Source organism: Tomitella biformata AHU 1821 (genome assembly GCF_000524475.1).
Taxonomy (GTDB): Bacteria; Actinomycetota; Actinomycetes; order Mycobacteriales; family Mycobacteriaceae; genus Tomitella; species Tomitella biformata.
On record NZ_BAVQ01000007.1, the window covers coordinates 15,016 to 37,914 of the forward strand.

A 22,899-nucleotide genomic window follows, 5' to 3' on the forward strand; every position below is an offset into this window, starting at 1 on the left:
GCCGAGTTGCTGCGCACGCCAACGGTAGGAAAGGAGCTGTGCGCGGGAGACTTCCAACGTCATAGCGCCAGTGTAAAACCGGGTACGGGCACCGGTGGGGGCATCGGCCAGGACGGGGCACGTAGACTCTCTTAACCGTGAGCCTTACCCTCGGAATCGTAGGACTGCCCAACGTCGGCAAGTCGACCCTTTTCAACGCCCTGACCAACAACGATGTGTTGGCCGCGAACTATCCGTTCGCCACCATCGAGCCCAATGTGGGAGTCGTCGAGCTGCCTGATCCCCGGCTGAATAAGCTGGCTGAGATCTTCGGCTCCGAGCGGATCCTGCCGGCCGTCGTGTCCTTTGTGGATATCGCCGGCATCGTGAAGGGCGCCTCCGAGGGGGCAGGCCTGGGCAACAAGTTCCTCGCAAACATCCGTGAGGCGGACGCCATCTGCCAGGTGGTGCGCGTCTTCCACGACGACGACGTGATCCACGTGGATGGCCGCGTCGACGCCGCCGCCGATATGGAGATCATCGAGACTGAGCTGATCATCGCGGACCTGCAGACGCTCGAGAAGGCGCTGCCGCGGCTCGACAAGGAGTCCCGCAAGAACAAGGAGCTCAAGCCGAACTTCGAGGAGGCGCAGAAGGCGCAACTGCTCCTCGAGGACGGCAAGACCCTGTTCAGCGTGCAGGACAAGGTGAACTTCGAGCTGCTGCGGGAGCTGAGCCTGCTCACCACCAAGCCGTTCCTCTACGTGTTCAACGCCGACGAGTCCGTGCTGACCGACGACGCGAAGGTCGCCGAGCTGCGCGCCGCCGTCGCGCCGGCCGATGCCGTGTTCCTCGACGCCAAGGTCGAGCAGGAACTGCTCGAGCTGGATGAGGAGGACCGCCAGGAGATGCTCGACTCAATTGGCCAGACCGAGCCCGGCCTCGACGCGCTCGCACGGGCTGGTTTCCACACCCTGGGCCTGCAGACCTACCTGACCGCCGGGCCGAAGGAATCTCGCGCCTGGACGATCAACAAGGGCGACACCGCGCCGAAGGCCGCCGGCGTCATCCACACCGACTTCGAGCGCGGCTTCATCAAGGCCGAGATCGTGGCCTTCGATGACCTCCTCGAGGCCGGCTCCATGGCCGCCGCCAAGGCCGCCGGCAAGGTGCGCATGGAGGGCAAGGAATACGTGATGGTCGACGGCGACGTGGTGGACTTCAAGTTCAACGTGTAGATGCCGTGCGTGGTCTAGTTGCCCGTCGTCTCGGTGGGCGACTGCTAGTCTGACCAGGCAAATTCTTATAATCGAGGAGGACCCCCGTGGAATTGAGCATCGCTAAGGGCAACCAATTCGTTGAAGAAACGCAGTCTCCAGAAGGCGCCGCGGCCTGGAAGCAGCAGTTAGATGAATTCGCTCCAGGCGCGTCGGACTGGGTGGTCGGTGCGGTCTTCGGCGGCACCTACCAGCGCGAGGGGCTCGGGCTGCGCGATCGCCAGATGCTCAACATGGCGGCACTGGCAGCTACGGGGGGAACCGAACCGCAGCTGACTGGCCATATTAAGACGGCGGTTGACGTCGCCGGTATGAGCAAAGAAGAAGTCGCGGAATGCTTCGTGCACCTGATGCCTTACATCGGGGTGCCAAGAACCCTCGCGGCCATGCGCTGCATGAAAGCCGCGTTCGACGACTAATTGACTCAAAGCGGCATCCTAGCCGCCGAGACGGTGATCTCCCTCGCGCAGTATTGGTGTGGGCGGCGACGCGGTGGATTTCGAGTTCGACGCTTAGTTGGGCTCCGCGGCGGGCGTGACGAACACTCGGGGGAGCTGCCCGCTTCGGCCCGGCTATGGGCGTGACTATTAGGTGGAGCTGTTGATTGTCTAAGGCAGGTTCTTTTCCCGGCAAGCGGAGTCAGCGCAGATCTGCGGCGCGTCAACCTCAGCAGACGCCAGTCGGCTGGCGTGATCTTCATTCGAGAGGTTCCCCGACTTCGCGTCGGGTGAGCGCAGGGCCTTCCACCCCGACGAGAGAAGGGCCGTCGACCGAGAGGGCGGCTGGCAAGATCACCGTCGATGACGAGCACGCCGGCCGTAGACTGGACAAGTTTCTGCGGTCCCAACTCAAGGGCGTGCCGGCGGGACTGTTGTTCCGGCTTTTACGGCAGGGAAAATTGCGCGTCAACGGACGCAAGACGCAGCAGGACTATCGCATTCAAGACGGCGATATTATTGATGTCCCCGAGTTGCGGGTGGACGATGCCAGTGCGCCGGCGCGGAGGCTCCCATCGTCGCTGATCGAGCAGATGAGAAATGTCATTCTCTACGAAGATCAGGACCTGCTGATAATCAACAAGCCGGCCGGTGTGGCAGTCCATAAAGGCACAGATGTTCCTGGCGGCGTGATTGAGGCGCTCCGCCAACTGCGACCCGAACTGCCGGAACTAGAGCTTATCCACCGCCTCGACCGTGATACCTCCGGTGTGTTGGCCTTGGCGAAGACCCCCTCTATCCTGCGGTACCTTCACGACGTGCTGCGCGATCGGGAAGACGAGATCGAGCGGCACTACCTGGCCATTGTCGCCGGAAACTGGCTCTCGGGGGCGACGGCCTTACATGCGCCGCTGCAGCGCAGAGACACCCGGGTGGTCGTTGACGCGGGCGGCCAGCGCGCCGAGACCCACGTGTCGGTGCGGCGGCGAGTGGGGAACCGGGCCACCATCTTGAATATCCGACTGTTGACCGGCCGCAAGCATCAAATCCGTGTCCACCTGCAACATGCGGGCCACCCCATCGCTGGCGACGATCGCTACGGCGATCAGAACTTCAATAGCCGTGTGGCGAGGCTGGGCGGTGCCGGGCTCTTTCTGCATGCCGCGAAGATGGTCATCCCCATGCCCGACGGCACGGATCGAGTGGTCACGGCGCCGACGCCCATGCGGTGGGAGCAGTTGCTCAAGGCGGGGTTGTAGCCGACAGCGTCAAGCCAGGAACAGGCTCCTCGGCCAAGGCGCGTTCCTAGTCGCCGAAAATCGGCAACAGGTACGGGGAGGAAGCGTGGGTACGGGACCGGTGGTTTCCATGAGGTCGGTTCCGATCGACCTATGACGGCCAGTCGAAGTCCCTGCCCTGGCCGTAGGAGTCCCGGCGTGCTGTGTAAGCCAGGGCGGCATGGTCCCGTGCATCGTCGCCGATCAGCACCCGCAGTGGACGGTCGGGATTAGACAGGTGCGCGACCAGCGAGTCGGCCGCCAGGCGCGGGTCAGCATCCGTCGACGGTTCATCGGGATCGGCGGTCGGCCAAGGGATCTCCGTGGTGCCGAACATGGCAGTGCGGAGGTCGTCGTACTCCGGTTTCGGCGTCGCGAACGGCATGCTCGAGCCGGCCCAGTCGGTGGCGAACCCGCCGAGTTGGGCGATCGTCACCCGGATGCCGAACTGCGCGACCTCGGTGGACAACGCCTCACTGAATCCTTCGAGGGCCCACTTGCTCGCGTTGTAGAGCCCGAACATCGGCATCGAACCGATGGCGCCGACCGTCGAAATCTGCACGATGTCGTCACCACCGCTCGCCCGCAGATGCGGGATCGCGGCCCGCGAGAGCCAGAGTGCGCCGAAGAGATTCAGGTCCAGATGATCTCGGGCCTGCCGCTCGTCGACCTATTCGATAGCCCCGACGAAACCGGTGCCCGCGTTGTTGACGAGTACGTCGAGGCCGCCGAAGGACTGTGCCGCTTGATCGACCGCGGCGGTAACTGCGGCGGCGTCACGGATGTCGAGCAGGAGTTCCTGCACCGAGTCCGGATGGTCGGCGCGCAGTTCCGCCATTGCCCCAGGTCGGCGGACCGTCCCGACGACGCGATCCCCCTGAGCCAGGGCGGCCTGCGCAAACGCCCGGCCGAGTCCGCGGCCGGCACCTGTGATGAGCCACGTGCGAGTAGTGGATGATCCTTCGCTCATATCGGGATTCCCTCCAACGAGACGGTGAGTCTCGTCAGGATGCCAGAGCGGCATACTTGCCGTCAAGACGAATCGTCTCGTCTCGTACTGTTGTAGCTTGACTGTATGACCCCAACATCTTCGGTCCCCGCACGCTCAGTTGCGCCAGGCCCCGACGCTTCCCGGCGGAGCGATCGAGCCCGTCGGGCGATCCTCTCCGCGACGCGCAACCTCGTCGCCGACGTGGGATACGCCCGACTGAGCATCGAAGGAATCGCGGCTGCCGCCGGAGTTGGCAAACAAACGATCTACCGCTGGTGGCCATCGAAGGCGGCCGTGATCTTCGATGCGATCCTGGACGCCAACACTCAGGAAGAGGGCTCGGTGACGCTGCCAGACACCGGCGATCTCGAATCCGATCTTCGGCTCGTGCTCCGGGGGGCCGTCGCAGCGCTCACTGATCCAGCCAACGACCGCCTTCAGCGCGCGATCACCGCTGAGATCCAGACCGACCTCGCCGTCGCCGGTGAACTGGTGCGGAGGCTCCTTCGCCCGCAGCTCGATGCGACCGCCGCCCGCATCGCGGCCGGAATCCGGGCCGGCCAGGTGGACGAGTCCGTAGACCCGAGACTGGCGGTGGAGCTGCTGTTCGGCCCGGTCTTCCACCGCTGGCTGTTACGAACGGGTGACTTGGACAACCCGTTCGCCGATGGCGTCCTCGCCATGCTCATGACGGGCCTGCAGCCACGCTGAGCGGCAGTGCTAGGCGTCCAGGAACGTAAATCCTTCGACGAGCCGATCGCGTTCTGCAGTCTCGGTCCAGAGGCTGATTGGGTACAGAACTCGGTGGACTTCAAGTTCAACGCGTACGAATGCCTCTGACTAGGTATTTTGATCCTGTGACGAGCTAGTTGAACCGTCCCGAATCTCCAGGAGGGGTGAATGTTAAGCGACCTCCGGGAGACCCAGCGCAGTACAGACCGCCGCCGGATCGATGCCCGTGCCCGCCGGTTGTAGTAATGGCTGAGCTATTAGGGTGGTGAACGAGGGAGCAGATCAGACCCTTCCATACCCGATACAGGAGCCTTTGAGCCATGAGTTTCTCTGTCTATCTTTCCGGCGAGATCCACACCGATTGGCGTGACGAGATCCAGCGCGGCGCGGAGGCCGCCGGGCTGGACGTGGAATTCACCGCGCCGGTGACCGATCACCCTGCGAGCGACGCCGCCGGCGACCATCTAGGCGAGACCGAAAGCCAGTTCTGGCGTGATCACCAGTCCTCCAAGGTCAATGCCGTTCGCACGCGCACCCTGATCGAGAAGGCCGATTTGGTAGTGGTGCGCTTCGGGGACAAGTACAAGCAGTGGAACGCCGCCTTCGATGCCGGCTACTGCGCCGCACTGGGCAAGCCCTACCTGACCCTTCACGAGGCAGATATCGTCCATCCGCTCAAGGAGGTCGACGCCGCGGCTCAGGCCTGGTGCACGACCACCGAACAGGTGGTGGAGACCCTGCGGTACGTGCTCAAGGCGTAAATCTGTGGTCGCGGGCCGGAGGAGGTGTCCTCCAGCCCGCATGTGTTCCGGTCGCAGACTGAGCCGTGTTCGCCTGGGGGTCGGCGTCCACGCCGGGGGCTGCAGGGCTTCAAGGTGATGGTGATCTACCCGCCGAGCGCGCAGGCAGCCCCCTGAAGTACACCACGCATCCCGGGCGTGAGTGGTTCTATGTTCTCGCAGGCGCGGTCATCCTTGCACTGTCCGATCAGCGCACTGTCCTCGAAGCTGGTGAAGCTGCGGAGTTCGACACGATGACCCCGCACTTGATCGCGAACGCCCGCGAGGGTCGGCCCGCCGAGATCATTGCCCTCTACAGCGTGCAGGGCGAACGCCTCCACGTCATTGACGTCTAGGCAACCTGATTGCAATTCTGAAAGTAGGTTTGCAGTAGCGGAGGCGCGGCTGTGAAGGTTCGAATAGGAACACACATTTCGAAGGCTTCGTCATCGGCGCTGGCCCCGCGGGTCTTAGCGCCGCCCATAGGCTCGGACGTGCCCGCAGGAGTGTGCCCATACTCGACGCGGGCGAACTCCATCCGGGGGCATCTACCGCTCGGTGTGGCTCGACTCCAAAGGATGGACTCTGCGGCGGACAGGGGGGCGCGAGGACGCCCCGCCCTGCCATCGGGCCGAGATCCATGCCGAGAACCTCGATTGGCTACCGTCCGTCATTGCGGCCCTCGACTCCGAGGTGGTGATCGCTGTAGTTCCGCTGTTCAGCGTGCGAGGCTGCGGCGTACTGCGTCGAACGTCGTCTCGGGTGAGTCGTTGAAGCAGAACGGTATGCCTGGTTGGAGTGCGGCAACGGTGTTGATGGCCCGCTCGAAGACAAGCGTGTATTCGTGGGAAGTCCGCAATCCGGACCCGATCTCGACCACGTCGAAGGTGCCATCAGTGCAGATGTCTCTCACTGCCGTCTCGGCGGCGGCGGGGTCGTCCGGAAGCAGGCAAACGGTGACGTCGAATCCAGCGTTTCGCAGCACCGCTCCAGCGTCATCAAGGCGAGTGCGGAGACCGTCGGCGTCTTGACCTGGCCAAGGAGCGAAGTCGACCACCGCTGGGTCAATGCCGATCTGGAGCACCCGTGCACTCGCCATGCTGCCATGGTAGCCAGCACGATTGCCCCGTGCCCAGTGCCTCGTCTCGACGTGAACTCGAGTGCTCCGGTAGCCGGTACATCCGATAGCGAGATGGTTCTCGGTGTGACTATTAGGTGGAGCCATTGATTGTCTAAGGCAGGTTCTTTTCCCGGCAAGCGGAGTCAGTGCAGATCTGCGGCGCGTCAACCTCAGCAGACGCCAGTCGGCCGGCGTGATCTTCATTCGAGAGGTTCCCCGACTTCGCGTCGGGTGAGCGCAGGGCCTTCCACCCCGACGAGAGAAGGGCCATCGACCGGACAACCATCGTCGCTGATCGAGCAGATGAGGAATGTCATTCTCTACGAAGATCAGGACTGACTGACCGCAAGCATCAAATCCGTGTCTACCTGCAACATGCGGGCCACCCCATCGCTGGCGACAATCGCTACGGCGATCAGAACTTCAATAGCCGGGTGGCAAGGCTGGGCGGTGCCGGGCTCTTTCTGCATGCCGCGAAGATGGTCATCCCTATGCCCGACGGTCCGGATCGAGTGGTCACGGCGCCGACGCCCATGCGGTGGGAGCAGTACAGCACCACAATGTTCGCTGTGGAGTCTCTGCCCGCGGTGGTTCTCAGCAGCCAGTGGATCTCATTCGCCGCGTCGCCCGCACAATTCCCGCGATCCCGCCGACGGCCGCGCCGGCGCCGAGCACCATCAGCGCCGGCCCTAGGTAGTGCGGAAAACCCCACCCCGCACTGGTCAGGGCAGGTATCTCACTGACAAGCGTTACCGAGGGCTGCTCCCCAATCCGGTAGAGGACCGCCTGGCCGACAATCTGGTCTTTGGTGGGGAAGTCCTCGACCCAGCCTTGCGGCGAGTTGAGAGGCGGGTGGTACCGGGGAAAATTGTCCGTCTCCATTGTGTGCTCGTCCCCGGCTGCGCCAATGAATGTCAGTTCCGCATGCATCGCATGCAACATTCCATCGTTCGTGCGAACTTCGCTGGACCGCGCATCGATGACAGTGCCCGACAACCCAGATGATTGAAGGTCCTGTGCGGTAACTGCGTCACTGGACCCGATGCGGATCAGGTTCTGGCCAAACAGGAGAAGCGCCGCTGCGAAGGCGAGGCCGATTATCGATGCGGTTCGCAGTGTTCTCGCGGGGATCGGGTGGGCTGGTGCAGGCATGTACTGAGCGTAGTTACGGCGTGTCCGGGCCCGCGCAGCACGTTGGCAGCAACCTCGTTGGCCGCCGGTCGATCACGGCACGGGCATTTCGCTCAGCGTCCGCCGGGTGGTGAATCGGCGCGGCTGTCCCGACAGAGGATCGGTGAAGTCCACTTCCCGCGCGAGCAATTGGAGTGGGAGGGAATGATCGTCGGGCTTCTCGGGCAGCAGGTCGGGATACCAGCTATCGCCCAGAATTCCGACACCGAGCGCTGCCAGATGCACCCGCAGCTGGTGCATCCGTCCGGTGTGCGGGTGCAGAACGGTGTGCAGCACAGCACGCCCGGAGGCGCTCACACCGGCAGCTAGCAGCTCGATTAGGGTCTCGGAGTTGGGCTCGCGGGCATCGTCGACGATGGCCCGGAATTCGCCGCGTCGGGATTCGATGTGGTTGCGGCAGACGAGGGGAAGGTCCTGTCCGGCGAGTGCTGGCGCGTCCTGATCCCATTCGAGCGGTAGCGTCGAGACCGCCTCATAGACCTTTGTGACCTGCCGCTTCGCGAACAACGTCTGGTAAGCGCCGCGGGTCGCAGGGCGGGCCGAGAACATCACCAGACCCGCGGTGCCGCGGTCGAGTCGATGGATTGGCGTCAGGTCCGGGTTGTCGAGGCGTACCCGCAGGCGGACGAGCGCCGACTCGTGCAAGTAGCGCCCGCCGGGGATGGTCGGGAGGAAGTGTGGCTTGTCGACCACGACGAGGTCATCGTCGACGAGCAGGATCTCCTCGCGGAACGGCACCGGGATCTCGTTCGGCAGTTCGCGGTAGTACCAGAGGAACTCGTGCCCGCCGGCCTCTGTGCCTCGCGCGATCGGACGGCCGTCAATGCCGACGAACCCGCCGTCGTCGAACCGCCGGTACAGGCTGTCGGCGTCTAGGTGGTCGAACTTCGCCACGACGTACTCGGCGATCGTCGCCCATGGTCCAGACGTCGGGATGCGGAGGCGCGTCGGTCCCACCCCGTTCTTGACGGGCAACGGTGGGGGCATCGACATGACTGTCATCCTCTCATCGGCGCGAACCACCGCAGAGGGGGCGTCATCGAGGTGTTCGAATGTCTCTCGAAGCCGGTCTCAAGTGGTATCACATTGACGTTGCTTGCCGAGGCCTATGGGGTCAGCAAGCAGGAGGCGACTGTGCGAGCCATCTCGGAGGCGGCGCAGCGACGCCTGCGCGAGGGGGAGGTGCGCGAACTGTCCGCTGCTGACGTTGGCTCGTGATCTCGGAGTCGGGCCCCTCCCTGACCTGGGGTTGCTGGACTCGGCCGCCCATCGGCCGTCGGCTTCTGTTTTCGGGGACGAGGTGTACCAGTCCGTGGACGACAAGGCGGCCGTGCTGCTTGAGTCGATCGTGCGTAATCACCCGTTGGTCGACGGGAATAAGCGGCTGGGATGGCTGGCGACCGTGGTGCACTACGGGCTCAACGGAATAGATCTGGACGCGCCGGCCGACGACGCCTACGACCTCGTGATCGGGGTGGCAGAGGGCCGGATTGGATACGAGGAGGCCGCGGCGGTCCTACGCGAGTGGCGTTAGCGGTCCGTTAGAGCACGAAAGGCACCAGAGCCTTCCGCTCTGCGGGGTAGTCGGCGAACTTCTCGCGGTACCACTTGTGGGTGGCGATGGCGCGGGGGATCAGGTTGCCCGCGGTGATCAGGAAGATGACGACGCCGGCGAGGGACCAGGTCAGCAACGCGAAGCCGGCCCAGGCGATCATCTCGCCGAGATAGGCGGGACTGGTGACGTAGCGGTAGCCGCCGCCGAACGGGATCTTGTACTCCGTCGCGCCCGGGTTCGTCTTATCGCGCAGATTCCGCACGATCGACTCCGAGCTGAGGATGAGCGCGAATCCGCACAGGTAGACGACGACGCCAATGAGGAATCGGGGGTCCGTCAGCCACGAGGTCGAGTACTGGCCGAGGTAGTCGTGGCTGAAGAACGCGCCGTTGAGGTAGCCGTGCATGCAGGTCACGAGCATGCCCATACCGAGCACCGAGATGTTGAATGTGCCGCGCTTGCCGGGGACCTGGCGGATCGACAGCGGGAAGAACCAGCCGCGGTTCGCGTAGTGCAGCAGCCAGATCCCCGCCAACACCAGCGAGGTGGGCTCGAATCGGTCCGGGCCGGTGAAGAAGAAGACGAGGAAGAAGACCGTCGCGGGGATCTCCATCAGCCACCACCCCAGCTTCGGGTTCAGGTTGAGGCCGAGGTTGGTCGTGCTGAAGCGGCCGTACGAGCTCTGGGCGAAGAACCCGCCGATGATGACCAACGCGGCGAAGGCGAATGCGATGGTCAGGACGGTGTCATAGACGGTGTTGCCGGTGTACCAGTCCATCGGGATCCTTCATCAGGGGCTTAGGTCGCAGTCACGGCACGGTAGAAGACTGGAACTTGTTCTACCACAGATGTGGGCGTCCGGATCGTGTTGCCGCCTCGGCGCGGTCTCGGGAAGTGTCGGCAGCCTCCTGGTCGAGCTTCGCGCCTACCGCGGATACACGGTGTAACTGAGATGCGTCGTCCTCGGCGAGGGCTCTGCGCGGACCAGGTCAAGAGCCACTCGGCCCGGTTCGACACCCTCGAACAGGCGGATTCCCGAGCCGAACAGCACGGGTGAGAGCGCGACATGGAACTCGTCGATCAAGCCGGCATTGAGACACTGCGCAATCGTCTCCCCGCCGCCCGGGACCCGGACGTCTTGCTCGCCAGCAGCCTCGCGCGCCTGCTCAAGCGCGGACTCGATGCCGTCGCCGAGCTTGAGGTTCTCGCGGAAGAACCGCTGTGGGAATACCCACTGCTGCAACCCCATCCACTGTTGGCCCATAAGCTCGTCGGGGGATTCTGGCGCGATGAAGCCGTCGAGCGACATCGACACGCTGAAGAAGGCTTTGCCGGCCATCAGTCCTCAGTGCCCTTTCGTGCGACCTCCGCAACGTAGTCAGCCAGGTTGCCCAGGGTCTGCTGACCGCCCTCGATCGCACCGTGCTTCTCGATCGCCTCGTCGCGCAGTTCCTTGGTGGGGAACACTGTGCGCATCTCGATCCGGGTCGTCTCCCCGTGGGGCGTGAACGTGAGGACCGACTCGAACGCATTCGGGTCGCCGCGGTACTCGCCGTGGAGCATCGCGATCCGCTCTGGCGGGACTAGCTCAGTCCAGGAGATCCACTCCTCGTAGTCCGTCCCGTCCGGCCCACGCATCACGAATTCCCACACCCCGCCGACGCGGAACTCGAACGTCCGCGTGGTCGTGGTGAACCCATTCGGCCCCCACCACTGCGCCAGGTGCCGCACCTCGGTGAACGCCTGGAAGACCAGGTTCCGCGGGGCATTGATCACTCGGGAGATCACGGTCTCGCGGTCGGTGGTGTCCGCCTGCGTCGACGTTTCAGGTCCCATCGAATCCATCATCTACTCCTCTGTTCTTTCCTGTTTGAGTACTTGGACGTATGCGTCCAGCCGGTCAAAGGTCTCCTGCCAGAACTGCTCGAACCCGCCGGTCCACTCATGAACCGCTCGCAGTCCACTGGCGTCCAGGCCATACACGCGCTGCTTGCCCGCCTGGCGAACCCGCACAAGCCCGACCTCCCGGAGCACTCGCAGGTGCTTGGACGCGCCGGGTTGGGGCAGGCCCAGCTCCCGCGCCAGCTCGGTCACCGGCCGCTCGCCTGCTCGCAGCAGGGCGAGAATCTCCCGACGCCGAGGTTCGGCTATCGCGTTGAAGACATCCGAAGTCGTTGCTGCTCGTGCCATAGCATGATCATATGCCCATATCGGAATATGATTCAAGAGTCGCTTACAAACTGGGGCGGGGAGAGTCTTGATCGGTGTAACCGGCGCACCCGCGTGCGGTCGCCACGCGACTAGATAGAGGCAGGCGCCGATCGAGAGGACGGGGACGACCGGCACGCCCTTGATGGAACCGGGCACTCGGAATCCGCGTTCGAGGTCGGGCTGGCGCCGGCGCAGCAGGATCACCGCGACGGAGACAACGCTGAACGGATCTATCTCCTAGAGCGGGCGGCGAGTCGGACGATCTATCCTCCCACCTCCAGGAGAGGGTCCTGGCCAGGTGTGCACGGAAGCGGGGTGGCGCGCATCACATTGGCGGTAGCATCGGCCCCGTGACCGCTTCTGAGCCCGAACTTCGCGTCCTCGTCTACAGCAGTGACGCGCTCGCGCGCCGCAGTGTTATCGAGGCGCTGGGGCCGCGGCCGCATCCGGATTTACCGCCCATCCAGCACATCGAGGTGGCGACCGCGCCGATGGTCCTGCGGCTGCTCGACGCGGGCGGTATCGACTTGGTCATCCTGGATGGGGAGGCGTCTCCGGCCGGGGGGATGGGCATCGCGAAGCAGTTGCGGGATGAGATCGACCCCTGCCCGCCGATCCTGGTTCTCACGGCCAGGCGTGATGACGACTGGCTGGCAAGCTGGTCGCGGGCGGACGCCATAGCGTCGCGCCCTGTCGACCCGATTGATTTGGCGCGCACCGTGATAGATCTCATTAGGGCGTCTGCCCACGCCTGATTCCGGGGCGGCGGCTAGGTCGAAACCCCGCCGCGCCTGCCGAAAATGAGTACTGTGAGCCGTGCATCACACAGCAGGCTTAATGTGATGGGCATCTCGATGACGGGCGGTGGATTGCGATGAACGTGTACGCGCCGATTCTCGTCCTGGGCGCCATCGCGGCGGCCTTCGCGGTGCTCTCCGTCATCCTCGCGACGGTCGTGGGTCCGAGCCGGCGAAACAGGGCAAAGCTAGACGCCTATGAGTGCGGGATTGACCCGACACCCTTGCCGAAGGGCGGGGCCGGCGGCAGCATGGGGCCGCGGATCCCGATCAAGTTCTACCTGACCGCGATGCTGTTCATCATCTTCGACATCGAGATCGTCTTCCTCTATCCCTGGGCTGTGCACTTCGATGCCCTCGGGGTCTTCGGGTTCGCGGCGATGGCGCTGTTCATCTTCAACGTCTCGGTCGCCTACGCCTATGAGTGGCGCCGCGGAGGGATGAGCTGGGCGTAGGCCGAGGTAGGCGCATTCTGGCAGGCACACACGAAGTGGAAGGCGAGTCGAAAATGGGTCTTGAGGAGAAGCTGCCGAGCGGCTTCCTGCTCACCACGGTCGAGGGGCTGGCTGGTTATGCGCGCAAGGGCTCGCTGTGGCCCGCGACCTTCGGCCTCGCCTGTTGCGCCATCGAGATGATGGCCACCGCGGCCGGCCGCTATGACTTGGCCCGCTTCGGCATGGAGGCCTTCCGGGCCTCGCCGCGGCAGGCCGACCTGCTGATCGTCGCCGGCCGGGTCAGCCAGAAGATGGCCCCGGTGTTGCGGCAGGTGTACGACCAGATGGCGGAGCCCAAGTGGGTGCTGGCGATGGGTGTGTGCGCGTCCACCGGTGGGATGTTCAACAACTACGCCATCGTGCAGGGCGTCGACCATATCGTGCCGGTTGACATCTTCCTGCCGGGCTGCCCGCCCCGGCCGGAGGCGCTGCTGAACGCGATCTTGATGCTGCACGAGAAGATCCAGGAGACGCCGCTGGGCGTCAACCGCGAGGAGGCGGTCGCAGCCGCCGAGGCCGCAGCGCTGGGTTCGCCGACCACGTTCTCGCTGAAGGGTCAACTTCGGTGACGGGACAATCTCAGCGTGGGATGTTCGGGGTGCCCGGCACCGGGGACACCACGGGATTCGGCCGACTTGTGCGCCCGATCACGCTGCCGGGCAGCACAACCCGGCCCTTTGGTGGTTACTTCGACGAGCTGGCGGACAACCTGGCCGCGGCACTGGCGGAGCATGGCGTGGACTTCGCGGACGCAGTGGAGAAGATCGTGGTGCTACACGGCGAGATGACCATCCACCTGCACCGGGGGCAGCTGCCCGCGGTCGCCCAACGCCTGCGGGACGAGCCGGACCTGCGCTTTGAGATGTGCCTCGGCGTGAGCGGCGTGCATTACCCGGAGGACACTGGCCGCGAGTTGCACGCCGTCTACCAGCTGCTCTCGATCACCCACAACCGGCGCGTCCGGCTGGAGGTCGCAGCCCCCGACGCGGATCCGCACATCCCATCGCTGTGCCGCGTGTACCCGGCGAACGACTGGCACGAGCGAGAGACCTACGACTTCTTCGGCATCATCTTCGACGGCCACCGCTCGCTGACCCGGATCGAGATGCCCGACGACTGGGAGGGGCACCCGCAGCGCAAGGACTATCCGCTGGGCGGCATCCCCGTCGAATATAAGGGCGCGCAAATACCGCCGCCCGATGAGCGGAGGTCCTACCGATGAGCGGCCGTCACGAGAAGCCCAGCGAGGAGGGGACCGTCTACGTCGCGGGCGGCGAGGACTGGGATGAGATCGTCGCGGCGGTGCGGGAGAACCCGGAGGAGCGCATCGTCGTGAACATGGGGCCCCAGCACCCGTCCACGCACGGGGTGCTGCGCCTGATCCTGGAGCTGGAGGGGGAGACGGTCACCGAGGCGCGCTGCGGCATCGGCTACCTGCACACGGGAATCGAGAAGAACCTCGAGTACCGCAACTGGACGCAGGGCGTCACCTTTGTCACGCGGATGGACTACCTCTCGCCCTTCTTCAACGAGGTCGCCTACTGCCTGGGCGTGGAGCGGCTGCTCGGCATCACCGACGATATCCCGGAGCGCGCCAACGTCATTCGCGTGCTGCTGATGGAGCTCAACCGCATCTCGTCGCACCTGGTGGCGCTGGGCACCGGCGGCATGGAGATGGGCGCGTCGACGGCCATGATCTTCGGCTTCCGCGAGCGCGAACTGGTCCTGGATGTGTTCGAGGCGATCACCGGCCTGCGGATGAACCACGCATACATCCGGCCCGGCGGACTGGCCCAGGACATGCCCGCCGGCTCCGAGGACAAGGTTCGAGAACTCCTCGACATCATGCCCGGCCGCCTCCGTGAGCTGGACCTGCTGCTCACGGAGAACCCGATCTGGAAGGGCCGCAACGAGGGCGTCGGCTACCTCGACCTGTCCGGCTGTATGGCGCTGGGCATGACCGGGCCGGTGCTGCGCGCGACAGGTCTGCCGCACGATCTCCGGAAATCTGAGCCGTACTGCGGATACGAGAGCTACGAGTTCGACGTGGTCACCGCCGACGGCAACGACTGCTACTCCCGCTACTTGATCCGGATCCGGGAGATGACGCAGTCGCTGCGGATCGTCGAGCAGTGCCTGGACCGGCTCGAGCCCGGCCCGGTGATGATTTCGGACCAAAAGTTGGCGTGGCCGGCGGACTTGGAGATCGGGTCGGACGGCATCGGCCAATCCGCGGCGCACGTCCGCAACATCATGGACCACTCGATGGAGGGCCTGATCCACCACTTCAAGCTCGTGACCGAGGGCATTCGAGTGCCAGCCGGCCAGGTATATGTGGCGGTCGAGTCACCGCGCGGGGAGCTGGGGGTGCACATGGTCAGCGACGGCGGGACCCGTCCCTACCGAGTGCATTTCCGGGACCCGTCGTTCGCGAACCTGCAGGCCGTGGCCGCGATGTGCGAGGGCGGCATGATCGCGGACGTCATCGCCGCAGTGGCGAGCATTGACCCCGTGATGGGCGGGGTGGACCGATGACCGCCGCCAACAAGTCGGCTGAGGGGAAGGTGTGGATCGAGTTTGGCCGCCGCCCCGAGGAGCCGGACCGCCTGGTCAAGCCCGGAGCCAGGGCGTCATACCCACCCGAGGTGCTAGCGCGGCTGGAGGCCGACGCCGCAGTGGTGATCGGCCGGTATGAGGAGAGCGAAACGGCCGAGGATGACACCGTGCGCCCGGTCGGCACCGCCCGATCCGCACTGATCCCGCTGCTGCACCTGGTCCAGGCCGAGGATGGCTACATCACCCCGGCGGGCGTCGAGCTGTGCGCGCGGCTGCTCGGGCTCTCGACCGCCGAGGTCTCGGGTGTCGCCACCTTCTACACGATGTACCGCCGCAATCCGACGGGCGAGCACCACGTCGGTGTGTGCACCAATGCGCTGTGCGCGGTGATGGGCGGCGACGAGATCCTCGCCGCGCTGCGCCGCCACCTCGGGCTTGGCGGCGAAGGTGACACCGCTGACACGACGGCGGACGGCAAGATCACCCTCGAGCACATCGAATGCAACGCGGCCTGCGACTTCGCGCCGGTCATGATGGTGAACTGGGAGTTCTTCGACAACCAGACTCCCGACTCGGCACAGACCGTCGTCGACGCGCTGCGCGCCGGGGAACCAGCAGTCCCCACCCGGGGCGCGCCGATCGACGGTCTCGTCGGCAACTTCAAGGCGACGTCCCGTGTGCTGGCGGGCTTCCCCGACGAGCGGCCCGGCGTTCTAGTCGCGGGTGGCGGCGCGGGCGAGGCGGGTTTGGCCGGGTTGCGGGCCGCGCGCGAGCAGCCCGCGGGCCCAGTGCCGCTGACCCCGGTGCTCACCGCGCACTGGGACGACCCCGCGCCGTGGACCCTGGCCGGCTACCGCGAACGCGAGGGGTATCAGGGACTCGAGCGCGCCCTGGGCATGAGCGCCGACGAGGTCACCCAGGTGGTCCAGGACTCTGGGTTGCGCGGCCGCGGCGGCGCCGGCTTCCCGACGGGCCGAAAATGGTCCTTCATCCCGCAGGGGCCAGGGCCGGACGGCACCGTCAAGCCGCACTACCTGGTGGTCAACGCCGACGAGTCTGAGCCTGGCACCTGCAAGGACATCCCGCTGATGCTGGCCAGCCCGCACACCCTCGTGGAGGGCGCGATCATCGCCGCCTACGCGATCCGGGCGGACCGGGCGTTCATCTACCTGCGCGGGGAGGTCGTGCCGGTGCTGCGCCGTCTGCAGGCCGCGGTCGCGGAGGCCTACGGCGCGGGCTACCTGGGCAAGGACATCCTCGGCACGGGCTACGACCTCGAACTCGTCGTGCACGCCGGAGCGGGCGCCTATATCTGCGGCGAGGAGACGGCGCTCCTGGACTCCCTCGAAGGCAAGCGCGGCCAGCCTCGGCTGCGCCCGCCGTTTCCCGCTGTCGAGGGCCTCTACGCGTGCCCGACGGTGGTCAACAACGTCGAGTCCATCGCCAGTGTGCCGTCGATCCTGCGGGAGGGCCCCGACTGGTTCCGCACCATGGGCTCGGAGACCTCCCCCGGGTACACCATCTACTCGCTGTCCGGGCACGTGACCCGGCCCGGCCAGTACGAGGCGCCGCTCGGCATCACCCTGCGCCAACTCCTGGACTACGCCGGCGGAGTGCGGGCGGGCCATGAGCTGAAGTTCTGGACGCCCGGGGGCTCGTCCACCCCGATCTTCACCGCCGAGCACCTCGATGTGCCGCTCGACTACGAGGGGGTCGCCGCGGCCGGCTCGATGCTCGGCACCAAGGCGCTGCAGATCTTCGACGAGACGACCTGCGTGGTGCGCACCGTGCTGCGCTGGTCGGAATTCTATAAGCATGAGTCCTGCGGCAAATGCACGCCCTGCCGCGAGGGCACGTTCTGGCTGGTGCAGATCCTCGAGCGGCTGGAGGCCGGGCAGGGCACCGAAGCAGACCTTGAGAAGCTCCTCGACCTCTCGGAGAACATCCTCGGCCGTGCTTTCTGCGCGCTCGGCGACGGCGCGACCAGCCCCATCACATCCTCTATCCAATACTTCAGGGATGAGTACCTGGCCCACTTCGCGCACGGCGGCTGCCCGTTCGACCCGGCCGCGGCCACCATATTCGGAGGTGCCCGATGACCGGACAACAGAACGCGGGAACCCAGGACGCGGCCGGCCTGCCGCTGCCCACCGACCAGGTCACCTTGACCATCGATGGGACCGAGGTGACCGTGGCCAAGGGGACTCTGGTGATCCGGGCTGCCGAGCAGATGGGCATCGAGATCCCGCGGTTCTGCGACCACCCGCTGCTCGAGCCGGTGGGCGCGTGCCGCCAATGCCTGGTGGACGTCGAGGGCCAGCGCAAGCCGCTCACCTCCTGCACCACCACAGTCACGGAGGGGATGGTGGTGCGCACGCAGCACACGTCGCCCGTGGCGGACAAGGCGCAGCACGGGGTGATGGAGTTCCTGCTGATCAACCATCCGCTGGACTGCCCGATGTGCGATAAGGGCGGCGAGTGCCCCCTGCAGAACCAGGCGATGGCGCACGGGCGCCCGGAGACCCGTTTCGAGGGCGTCAAGCGCACCTTCCCCAAGCCGCTGAACATCTCCGCGCAGATTCTCCTCGACCGCGAGCGGTGTGTGCTGTGCGCGCGCTGCACGCGGTTCTCCGAGCAGATCTCGGGCGACCCGTTCATCGAGATGCTCGAGCGCGGCGCGCTACAGCAGGTGGGCATCTACGCCAAGGAGCCGTTCGAGTCGTATTTCTCCGGCAACACCATTCAGATCTGCCCGGTAGGTGCCCTGACCAGCGCCGACTACCGCTTCCGGGCCCGGCCATTCGACCTGGTGTCCAGCCCCAGCATGTGCGAGCACTGCGCGAGCGGTTGCGCCCAGCGCACCGACCATCGCCGCGGCAAGGTGATGCGCCGCCTCGCCGGCGAGGAGCCGCTGGTCAACGAGGAGTGGAATTGCGATAAGGGCCGATTCGCCTTCACCTATGCCACCGAGCGCGACCGGCTGGCCACCCCGCTGGTGCGGGGCGCGGATGGCGTCCTGGCACCGGCCTCTTGGCCGCACGCCCTGGCCGTGGCGGCGCGCGGACTGGCCCAGGCACAGGCGGGCGTGCTCGTCGGCGGCCGCTCCACCTGGGAGGACGCGTATGCCTACGGGAAGTTCGCCCGCCTCGCGCTGGGCACCAATGACATCGACTTCCGGGCCCGCGCGCACTCCGCGGAGGAGACGCGCTTCCTCGCCTCCTCGGTGGCGGGCCGGCGCTTCGAGGTCACCTACGAGAACCTCGCGGCGGCCCCCGCGGTGCTGCTGGTGGGCCTCGAGCCGGAGGAGGAGTCGCCCATCGTCTATCTGCGCTTGCGTAAGACGGCGCGGACGAAGGGGCTCAAGGTCTACTCGGTGGCTGCCTTCGCCACTCAGGGACTGACCAAGATGTCGGGCACCCTGCTGGCGAGCGCGCCCGGCGGGGAGGCGGCAGTGGTCAACTCCCTGGGGGGCGACAGCGCGCCGGGTGCCGCGCTGCGGGCGCCGGGCGCCATCATCCTGGTGGGGGAAAGGGCGGCGCTCATGCCGGGCGCGCTGTCCGCCGCCGCACGTCTCGCCGCCGATACCGGCGCGAAGCTGGGCTGGGTGCCCCGCCGTGCCGGCGACCGCGGAGCGCTCGAGGCGGGGGCGCTGCCGAACCTCCTGCCGGGCGGGCGGCCGGTGGCCGACGCCGAGGCGCGGGGACAGGCCGCGACGATGTGGAATGCGCCGACGCTGCCCGAGTCCACGGGCCGCGACACCACCCAGATGCTCGCCGCCGCACGGGCAGGGGAGCTCACAGCGTTGGTGATCGGAGGCGTGGAGCTGGAGGACTTGCCCGATCCGGAGGCTGCGCGCGAGGCCGTCCGTGCGGCCGCATTCACCGTCAGCCTGGAGCTGCGCCACAGCAGCGTCACGGATCTCGCCGATGTCGTGTTCCCGGTCGCCCCAGTGGTGTCGAAGGCGGGCACCTTCCTGGACTGGGAGGGTCGCCGGCGGCCGTTCGAGGAGGCGATCGCGGTGCCCGGGGCGATGGCGGATATGCGGGTGCTCGATTTGCTCGCGCAGGAGATGGGCGTCGCGCTCGAACTGCCCAACCTCGCGGCGGCGCGTGAGCAGCTGGCCGGACTTGCCGCGTGGGACGGTGCCCGCCCCACCCCGCCGCAGGTCGAGCCGGCCACCCCGACGCTGCCGGCGCGGGGTCAGGCGCTGCTGGCGAGTTTCCGGATGCTGCTCGACGCGGGCCGGCTGCAAGATGGCGAGCGGCACTTGGCCGCGACCGCGCGCACTCCGGTGGTCCGCCTGAGCCAGTCGACTGCCGCCGAGATCGGGGTGGCAGACGGCGACCTCGTGACGGTGGCCTCCGCGCGCGGGGCGATCACGCTGCCCCTGGTGCTGACGGACCTGCCCGATCGCGTGGTGTGGCTGCCGATGAACTCGCCTGGGGCGTCCGTGTGCCAGGAGTTGGCCGTCGAGCCCGGGGCAGTAGTCGACATCTCGCCTGCCCGGACCGCGGTGGCGGAGGAGCCGCAGTGAGGCCGGGGTTGTCCGCCTTCGGCCTGGACCCCTGGTGGCTGATCCTCGCGAAGTCCCTGGTCATCTTCGTGTTCCTACTGCTCACGACCGTCGTCGCGATCTATGTCGAGCGCAAGGTGATGGCCTGGATGCAGATGCGGGTCGGCCCCAACCGGGTCGGCCCCTATGGGCTGCTGCAGACGCTCATGGACGGCATCAAGCTGGCGCTGAAGGAAGGCATCATCCCGACGGCGGCGGACAAGCCGATCTACCTGCTGGCGCCGATCATCGCCCTGGTGCCCGCGATCATGGCCTTCGCGGTGATCCCGTTCGGCCCCTCGGTCTCGGTGTTCGGACATTGGACCCCGCTGCAGCTGACCGACTTCCCCGTCGCGGTCCTCTATCTCTTGGCGGTCGCCTCGATCGGGGTCTACGGCATCGTGCTCGCCGGCTGGTCGTCCGGCTCCACCTACCCGCTGCTCGGCGGACTGCGCTCGACCGCCCAGGTGATCTCCTACGAGATCGCGATGGGCTTGACCTTCGCCGCGGTGTTCCTGCTTGCGGGCACCATGTCCACCTCCGGCATCATCGAGGCGCAGGACAAGCTTTGGTACATCGTGCTGCTGCTGCCGGCGTTCGTGATCTACACGGTTTCGATGGTGGGGGAGACGAACCGGGCGCCGTTCGACCTGCCTGAGGCGGAGGGCGAGCTGGTTGGCGGCTTCCACACCGAGTACTCCTCCCTGCGCTTCGCGATGTTCATGATGAGCGAGTACATCAATATGATCACCGTCTCCGCGCTGGCGACGACGCTCTTCCTCGGCGGCTGGCGCGCGCCCTGGCCGCTGAGCCTCTGGGAGGGCGCGAACACCGGCTGGTGGCCCGTGCTGTGGTTCACGATCAAGGTGTGGATGTTCCTGTTCTTGTTCATCTGGCTGCGCAGCACCCTGCCGCGGCTGCGCTACGACCAGTTCATGAACCTCGGTTGGAAGGTGCTGATCCCGTCGGCGCTGGTGTGGGTGATGCTGGTCGCGACCTTCCGCACGCTGCGGAACCAGGGCCAGGACCACTGGTCTATCGCGCTCGTGATCGGCGGTCTCGTCATCGCCCTCGTGGTGGTGTTGCTGGTGTGGCGGCTGATGCTGGCCGACCGCGCCCGCGACGAGGATCGCGCGGCGGAGGAGGCCGGGGCGGGGCGGGTGCCCTTCGACCCCATGGCCGGCGGCTTCCCCGTACCGCCCATGCCAGGGCAGGCGGCACCGGAGTTCCGCCGCCCATCCACCACTGCGAAGGAGGCCGACCGTGCCTGAGTTCCTCGGCCCCCTCGCGGGGTTCGGCGTGACCATCGCGCAAATGTTCGCCAAGCCCAACACCGAGTTCTACCCGGAGGAGAAGAAGGCGCTGGCCCCGGGCTACCACGGCCGGCACCAGCTCAACCGCTATCCCGACGGCCTCGAGAAGTGCATCGGCTGCGAGTTGTGCGCGTGGGCGTGCCCGGCCGACGCAATCTTCGTCGAGGGCGCGGACAACACGGACGAGGAGCGGTACTCGCCGGGGGAGCGTTACGGCGGCGTCTACCAGATCAACTATCTGCGCTGCATCGGCTGCGGGCTGTGCGTGGAGGCGTGTCCCACCCGGGCGCTGACCATGACACAGGAATACGAGATGGTCGCCGACAACCGCGACGATCTGATCTACGAGAAGGACCGGCTGCTCGCGCCCCTAGAACCCGGCATGGCGGCGGCCCCCCATCCGCGTGCGGAGGGGATGACCGACGCCGACTACTACCTCGGGAACGTCACCGGCAATGTGATCGGCCAGATCCAGCCTGATGAGCCGGCGGAGCCTGATGAGACCGGGGAGACAGGGGATGGCGAGCGATGATCGAGGCTGCCGCGGTCCAGGCCTCCGCTGGCGAGGCGACGTTGTTCTGGGTGCTGGGCACCTTCGCGGTGATCGGCGCGCTCGGCGTGGTCAGCGCCGCCAAAGCCGTCTATTCCGCCCTGTTCCTGGCGATGACGATGATCATCCTCGCGGTGTTCTACATCGTCCAGGACGCGGTGTTCCTGGGCGTCGTGCAGATCGTGGTCTACACCGGCGCGGTGATGATGCTGTTCTTGTTCGTGCTGATGCTGGTGGGCCTGGACTCCTCTGAATCTCTCGTCGAGACCCTGCGCGGGCAGCGGGTCGCGGCGGTGCTCGTGGGCCTCGGGTTCGGGGCGCTGCTGATCGGGGGCATCGGCAACGCGGTCGCCCGATCGCAGTTCACGGGCTTGGCCGAGGCGAACGCGGGCGGCAACGTCGAGGGCCTGGCAGAGCTGATCTTCACCCGCTACGTGTGGGCCTTCGAGGTCACCGGGGCACTGCTGATCACCGCCACCGTGGGCGCTATGGTGCTAGCCCACCGCGAGCCGCTGACCAAGCGCAAGGGCCAGCGCGAGCTATCCCAGGATCGGGTGCGCGGCGGCGATCGCGTCACCACGCTGCCCACCTCCGGGGTGTACGCCCGCCACAACGCGGTCGACGTGCCGGCGTTGCTGCCCGACGGCACCTATTCGTCGCTCTCGGTGAGCCGCGCGATCCAGACCCGTGCCAGCGGCTTCCACACCGGAGTCAACGACTCCACTCCAGTGCCCAACTCGCACCCGCAGCCGGACTCCAACCCAGCCGGGGAGGCGACGCGATGAACCCCGAGTACTACCTCTACCTGTCGGGGCTGTTGTTCACGATCGGGGCGGCCGGGGTGCTGCTGCGGCGCAACGTGCTGATCGTGTTCATGTGCATCGAGCTCATGCTCAACGCCGCGAACCTGTCCTTCGTCACGTTCTCCCGCAAGCTCGGGGAGCTCGACGGCCAGGTGTTCGCGTTCTTCACGATGGTGGTCGCCGCGGCCGAGGTAGTTGTGGGCCTGGCGATCATCATGACGATCTTCCGTGCCCGACGCTCGGCCTCGGTCGACGACTCCCACCTGCTGAAGTACTGAGGGGCGG

At 66.3% G+C, this 22,899-nt stretch carries 28 protein-coding genes and 1 pseudogene; 20 read left to right on the forward strand and 9 right to left on the reverse strand.

The window, feature by feature from the left end; all coding sequences use genetic code 11:
- The first annotated feature begins 137 nt into the window (after window positions 1–137).
- From ychF to TBIF_RS04880, 3 genes are all read left to right on the forward strand, one after another.
- A complete protein-coding gene (ychF, locus tag TBIF_RS04870; protein ID WP_024793737.1) occupies window positions 138–1,217 on the forward strand; it encodes a redox-regulated ATPase YchF in 1,080 nt (359 codons plus the stop codon).
- An 86-nt stretch (window positions 1,218–1,303) separates the two neighbouring features.
- Window positions 1,304–1,675, forward strand: a complete 372-nt coding sequence (locus TBIF_RS04875) for a carboxymuconolactone decarboxylase family protein (RefSeq protein ID WP_024793738.1) — start codon at window positions 1,304–1,306, stop codon at window positions 1,673–1,675.
- Window positions 1,676–1,983: 308 nt separating this feature from the next.
- Entirely contained in the window at window positions 1,984–2,952 is a 969-nt protein-coding gene (locus TBIF_RS04880) for an RluA family pseudouridine synthase (protein ID WP_024793739.1), read from the forward strand.
- Between the two features lie 130 nt (window positions 2,953–3,082).
- On the opposite strand, the pseudogene TBIF_RS26145 reads toward TBIF_RS04880, so the two are convergent.
- A pseudogene (locus tag TBIF_RS26145) lies at window positions 3,083–3,994 on the reverse strand (SDR family NAD(P)-dependent oxidoreductase).
- 51 nt (window positions 3,995–4,045) lie between these two features.
- Here TBIF_RS26145 and TBIF_RS04890 point away from each other — a divergent pair.
- The 4 genes from TBIF_RS04890 (at window position 4,046) to TBIF_RS24800 (ending at window position 6,172) form a co-directional block, all read left to right on the forward strand.
- Window positions 4,046–4,672, forward strand: a complete 627-nt coding sequence (locus TBIF_RS04890; RefSeq protein ID WP_024793740.1) for a TetR/AcrR family transcriptional regulator — start codon at window positions 4,046–4,048, stop codon at window positions 4,670–4,672.
- Between the two features lie 341 nt (window positions 4,673–5,013).
- A complete protein-coding gene (locus TBIF_RS04895) occupies window positions 5,014–5,454 on the forward strand; it encodes a YtoQ family protein (protein WP_024793741.1) in 441 nt (146 codons plus the stop codon).
- 65 nt (window positions 5,455–5,519) lie between these two features.
- Window positions 5,520–5,828, forward strand: a complete 309-nt coding sequence (locus TBIF_RS26420) for a cupin domain-containing protein (RefSeq protein ID WP_051461356.1) — start codon at window positions 5,520–5,522, stop codon at window positions 5,826–5,828.
- Between the two features lie 92 nt (window positions 5,829–5,920).
- Complete coding sequence (locus TBIF_RS24800; protein WP_084611541.1) at window positions 5,921–6,172, forward strand: NAD(P)-binding protein; 252 nt, start codon at window positions 5,921–5,923, stop codon at window positions 6,170–6,172.
- Between the two features lie 18 nt (window positions 6,173–6,190).
- Here the strand turns inward: TBIF_RS24800 and TBIF_RS04905 are convergent, their stop codons facing one another.
- From TBIF_RS04905 to TBIF_RS04925, 4 genes are all read right to left on the reverse strand, one after another.
- The gene (locus TBIF_RS04905; protein ID WP_024793742.1) at window positions 6,191–6,571 is read right to left on the reverse strand and encodes a hypothetical protein; all 381 of its coding nucleotides are present in this window, start codon (window positions 6,569–6,571) and stop codon (window positions 6,191–6,193) included.
- Between the two features lie 350 nt (window positions 6,572–6,921).
- The gene (locus TBIF_RS25620; RefSeq protein WP_158506314.1) at window positions 6,922–7,062 is read right to left on the reverse strand and encodes a hypothetical protein; all 141 of its coding nucleotides are present in this window, start codon (window positions 7,060–7,062) and stop codon (window positions 6,922–6,924) included.
- Between the two features lie 124 nt (window positions 7,063–7,186).
- Window positions 7,187–7,744 carry a hypothetical protein gene (locus tag TBIF_RS25290; RefSeq protein WP_148302164.1) on the reverse strand — a complete coding sequence of 186 codons (558 nt, stop codon included), beginning with the start codon at window positions 7,742–7,744 and terminating at the stop codon, window positions 7,187–7,189.
- A gap of 72 nt (window positions 7,745–7,816) precedes the next feature.
- A complete protein-coding gene (locus tag TBIF_RS04925; RefSeq protein WP_200182793.1) occupies window positions 7,817–8,776 on the reverse strand; it encodes a pseudouridine synthase in 960 nt (319 codons plus the stop codon).
- Between the two features lie 93 nt (window positions 8,777–8,869).
- Between TBIF_RS04925 and TBIF_RS26425 the strand changes: the two genes are divergently transcribed.
- Window positions 8,870–9,001 carry a hypothetical protein gene (locus TBIF_RS26425; RefSeq protein WP_268746895.1) on the forward strand — a complete coding sequence of 44 codons (132 nt, stop codon included), beginning with the start codon at window positions 8,870–8,872 and terminating at the stop codon, window positions 8,999–9,001.
- A gap of 31 nt (window positions 9,002–9,032) precedes the next feature.
- The gene (locus TBIF_RS22895) at window positions 9,033–9,317 is read left to right on the forward strand and encodes a type II toxin-antitoxin system death-on-curing family toxin (RefSeq protein WP_307810588.1); all 285 of its coding nucleotides are present in this window, start codon (window positions 9,033–9,035) and stop codon (window positions 9,315–9,317) included.
- 7 nt (window positions 9,318–9,324) lie between these two features.
- Here the strand turns inward: TBIF_RS22895 and TBIF_RS04940 are convergent, their stop codons facing one another.
- The 4 genes from TBIF_RS04940 to TBIF_RS04955 form a co-directional block, all read right to left on the reverse strand.
- Window positions 9,325–10,116, reverse strand: a complete 792-nt coding sequence (locus TBIF_RS04940) for a phosphatidylethanolamine N-methyltransferase family domain-containing protein (protein WP_024793746.1) — start codon at window positions 10,114–10,116, stop codon at window positions 9,325–9,327.
- Window positions 10,117–10,263: 147 nt separating this feature from the next.
- A complete protein-coding gene (locus TBIF_RS04945; RefSeq protein WP_024793747.1) occupies window positions 10,264–10,677 on the reverse strand; it encodes a dihydrofolate reductase family protein in 414 nt (137 codons plus the stop codon).
- Window positions 10,677–11,174, reverse strand: coding sequence for an SRPBCC domain-containing protein (locus tag TBIF_RS04950; protein WP_038169907.1), 498 nt, complete (start codon window positions 11,172–11,174; stop codon window positions 10,677–10,679). Before TBIF_RS04950 ends, TBIF_RS04945 begins: the two co-directional genes overlap by 1 nt.
- Window positions 11,175–11,186: 12 nt before the next feature.
- Window positions 11,187–11,528 (reverse strand): ArsR/SmtB family transcription factor, encoded by a 342-nt coding sequence (locus TBIF_RS04955; RefSeq protein WP_024793749.1) that lies wholly within the window; start codon window positions 11,526–11,528, stop codon window positions 11,187–11,189.
- Between the two features lie 371 nt (window positions 11,529–11,899).
- Between TBIF_RS04955 and TBIF_RS04960 the strand changes: the two genes are divergently transcribed.
- From TBIF_RS04960 to nuoK, 11 genes are all read left to right on the forward strand, one after another.
- Window positions 11,900–12,304 (forward strand): DNA-binding transcriptional response regulator, encoded by a 405-nt coding sequence (locus TBIF_RS04960; protein ID WP_024793750.1) that lies wholly within the window; start codon window positions 11,900–11,902, stop codon window positions 12,302–12,304.
- Between the two features lie 119 nt (window positions 12,305–12,423).
- Window positions 12,424–12,801, forward strand: a complete 378-nt coding sequence (locus TBIF_RS04965; protein ID WP_024793751.1) for an NADH-quinone oxidoreductase subunit A — start codon at window positions 12,424–12,426, stop codon at window positions 12,799–12,801.
- A gap of 53 nt (window positions 12,802–12,854) precedes the next feature.
- Window positions 12,855–13,409, forward strand: coding sequence for a NuoB/complex I 20 kDa subunit family protein (locus TBIF_RS04970; RefSeq protein WP_024793752.1), 555 nt, complete (start codon window positions 12,855–12,857; stop codon window positions 13,407–13,409).
- Window positions 13,406–14,062 (forward strand): NADH-quinone oxidoreductase subunit C, encoded by a 657-nt coding sequence (locus TBIF_RS04975; RefSeq protein WP_051461359.1) that lies wholly within the window; start codon window positions 13,406–13,408, stop codon window positions 14,060–14,062. The genes TBIF_RS04970 and TBIF_RS04975 overlap by 4 nt, the downstream gene beginning before the upstream one ends.
- A complete protein-coding gene (locus TBIF_RS04980) occupies window positions 14,059–15,375 on the forward strand; it encodes an NADH-quinone oxidoreductase subunit D (protein ID WP_024793754.1) in 1,317 nt (438 codons plus the stop codon). The genes TBIF_RS04975 and TBIF_RS04980 overlap by 4 nt, the downstream gene beginning before the upstream one ends.
- Complete coding sequence (gene nuoF, locus TBIF_RS24810; protein ID WP_084611543.1) at window positions 15,372–17,495, forward strand: NADH-quinone oxidoreductase subunit NuoF; 2,124 nt, start codon at window positions 15,372–15,374, stop codon at window positions 17,493–17,495. Before TBIF_RS04980 ends, nuoF begins: the two co-directional genes overlap by 4 nt.
- Window positions 17,492–19,930 (forward strand): NADH-quinone oxidoreductase subunit G, encoded by a 2,439-nt coding sequence (locus TBIF_RS04990; RefSeq protein ID WP_024793756.1) that lies wholly within the window; start codon window positions 17,492–17,494, stop codon window positions 19,928–19,930. Before nuoF ends, TBIF_RS04990 begins: the two co-directional genes overlap by 4 nt.
- The gene (gene nuoH / locus TBIF_RS04995) at window positions 19,927–21,219 is read left to right on the forward strand and encodes an NADH-quinone oxidoreductase subunit NuoH (protein WP_038169849.1); all 1,293 of its coding nucleotides are present in this window, start codon (window positions 19,927–19,929) and stop codon (window positions 21,217–21,219) included. Before TBIF_RS04990 ends, nuoH begins: the two co-directional genes overlap by 4 nt.
- Window positions 21,212–21,793 carry an NADH-quinone oxidoreductase subunit NuoI gene (nuoI, locus tag TBIF_RS05000; protein WP_024793758.1) on the forward strand — a complete coding sequence of 194 codons (582 nt, stop codon included), beginning with the start codon at window positions 21,212–21,214 and terminating at the stop codon, window positions 21,791–21,793. The genes nuoH and nuoI overlap by 8 nt, the downstream gene beginning before the upstream one ends.
- Window positions 21,790–22,596, forward strand: coding sequence for an NADH-quinone oxidoreductase subunit J (locus TBIF_RS05005; protein WP_024793759.1), 807 nt, complete (start codon window positions 21,790–21,792; stop codon window positions 22,594–22,596). Before nuoI ends, TBIF_RS05005 begins: the two co-directional genes overlap by 4 nt.
- The gene (gene nuoK, locus TBIF_RS05010; protein WP_024793760.1) at window positions 22,593–22,892 is read left to right on the forward strand and encodes an NADH-quinone oxidoreductase subunit NuoK; all 300 of its coding nucleotides are present in this window, start codon (window positions 22,593–22,595) and stop codon (window positions 22,890–22,892) included. The genes TBIF_RS05005 and nuoK overlap by 4 nt, the downstream gene beginning before the upstream one ends.
- Window positions 22,893–22,899: the final 7 nt, after the last annotated feature.

Excerpts from the sequence above, each read along its gene's own strand:
- TBIF_RS04890 (WP_024793740.1), top strand. The coding sequence starts at position 4,046 with ATGACCCCAACATCTTCGGTCCCCGCACGCTCAGTTGCGCCAGGCCCC.
- TBIF_RS04895 (WP_024793741.1), top strand. The coding sequence starts at position 5,014 with ATGAGTTTCTCTGTCTATCTTTCCGGCGAGATCCACACCGATTGGCGT.
- TBIF_RS04905 (WP_024793742.1), bottom strand. The coding sequence starts at position 6,571 with ATGGCGAGTGCACGGGTGCTCCAGATCGGCATTGACCCAGCGGTGGTC.
- TBIF_RS25620 (WP_158506314.1), bottom strand. The coding sequence starts at position 7,062 with ATGCAGAAAGAGCCCGGCACCGCCCAGCCTTGCCACCCGGCTATTGAA.
- TBIF_RS25290 (WP_148302164.1), bottom strand. The coding sequence starts at position 7,744 with ATGCCTGCACCAGCCCACCCGATCCCCGCGAGAACACTGCGAACCGCA.
- TBIF_RS04925 (WP_200182793.1), bottom strand. The coding sequence starts at position 8,776 with ATGTCGATGCCCCCACCGTTGCCCGTCAAGAACGGGGTGGGACCGACG.
- TBIF_RS04940 (WP_024793746.1), bottom strand. The coding sequence starts at position 10,116 with ATGGACTGGTACACCGGCAACACCGTCTATGACACCGTCCTGACCATC.
- TBIF_RS04945 (WP_024793747.1), bottom strand. The coding sequence starts at position 10,677 with ATGGCCGGCAAAGCCTTCTTCAGCGTGTCGATGTCGCTCGACGGCTTC.
- TBIF_RS04950 (WP_038169907.1), bottom strand. The coding sequence starts at position 11,174 with ATGGGACCTGAAACGTCGACGCAGGCGGACACCACCGACCGCGAGACC.
- TBIF_RS04955 (WP_024793749.1), bottom strand. The coding sequence starts at position 11,528 with ATGGCACGAGCAGCAACGACTTCGGATGTCTTCAACGCGATAGCCGAA.
- TBIF_RS04965 (WP_024793751.1), top strand. The coding sequence starts at position 12,424 with ATGAACGTGTACGCGCCGATTCTCGTCCTGGGCGCCATCGCGGCGGCC.
- TBIF_RS04970 (WP_024793752.1), top strand. The coding sequence starts at position 12,855 with ATGGGTCTTGAGGAGAAGCTGCCGAGCGGCTTCCTGCTCACCACGGTC.
- TBIF_RS04980 (WP_024793754.1), top strand. The coding sequence starts at position 14,059 with ATGAGCGGCCGTCACGAGAAGCCCAGCGAGGAGGGGACCGTCTACGTC.
- nuoF (WP_084611543.1), top strand. The coding sequence starts at position 15,372 with ATGACCGCCGCCAACAAGTCGGCTGAGGGGAAGGTGTGGATCGAGTTT.
- TBIF_RS04990 (WP_024793756.1), top strand. The coding sequence starts at position 17,492 with ATGACCGGACAACAGAACGCGGGAACCCAGGACGCGGCCGGCCTGCCG.
- TBIF_RS05005 (WP_024793759.1), top strand. The coding sequence starts at position 21,790 with ATGATCGAGGCTGCCGCGGTCCAGGCCTCCGCTGGCGAGGCGACGTTG.
- nuoK (WP_024793760.1), top strand. The coding sequence starts at position 22,593 with ATGAACCCCGAGTACTACCTCTACCTGTCGGGGCTGTTGTTCACGATC.